This is a genomic window from Pseudomonas brassicacearum (assembly GCF_003732265.1).
GTDB lineage: Bacteria > Pseudomonadota > Gammaproteobacteria > Pseudomonadales > Pseudomonadaceae > Aquipseudomonas > Aquipseudomonas brassicacearum_D.
In genome coordinates this window covers 1-537 of sequence record NZ_MOBK01000220.1, presented here as the reverse complement: position 1 = coordinate 537, position 537 = coordinate 1, and the positions used below count along the sequence as shown (strand labels likewise).

The window sequence follows — 537 nt, the reverse complement described above, 5'->3', positions numbered from 1 at the left end:
AGCGCCCCAGCCCTCGCTTTGCAACTGCGCGGCGGTGTCGCGACCGAAGAACAGCTCACGAATCTGCAGACCTTTTTCCCGCGCTGCCTGTGCGGTGCTGCGGGTCGGCTCGACACCCAGGCACGGGATGCCACGCGCGGCGACGTATTGCAGCAGGTAGCCGTCGTTGGCAGCGACTTCCACCACGCGGCTGTCGGCGCTCAGGCCGAAGCGCTCGACCATCTCGGCGACATAGCGCTCGGCATGGGCCAGCCACGTGCTGGAGAACGAACTGAAGTAAGCGTACTCGGCGTCGAACAGGCTGTCGGCGCTGGTGTAATCCTCGGTCTGTACCAGCCAGCATTGCTGGCACACCGCGACTTTCAGCGGCACCCATTGCTCGGCCTGCTCCAGGCGATCAGCGTGGACGTAGGCGTTGGACGGCGGCGAAGTGCCAAGGTCGATCAGCGGCAGGCTGAGCGGTGCGGCGCACCCACGGCAGTTCATAGACGCACTCCAGCAAAGTGTTGATCGAGCGCGGGATTGCTGGAATCACGC

The 537-nt window shown here is 65.0% G+C and carries 1 pseudogene; it reads right to left on the bottom strand.

What is annotated here, in order from left to right:
• Positions 1 to 486 (bottom strand): annotated as a pseudogene (locus tag BK660_RS30940) (SAM-dependent methyltransferase); the annotation flags it as partial.
• Between the last annotated feature and the right edge of the window lie 51 nt (positions 487 to 537).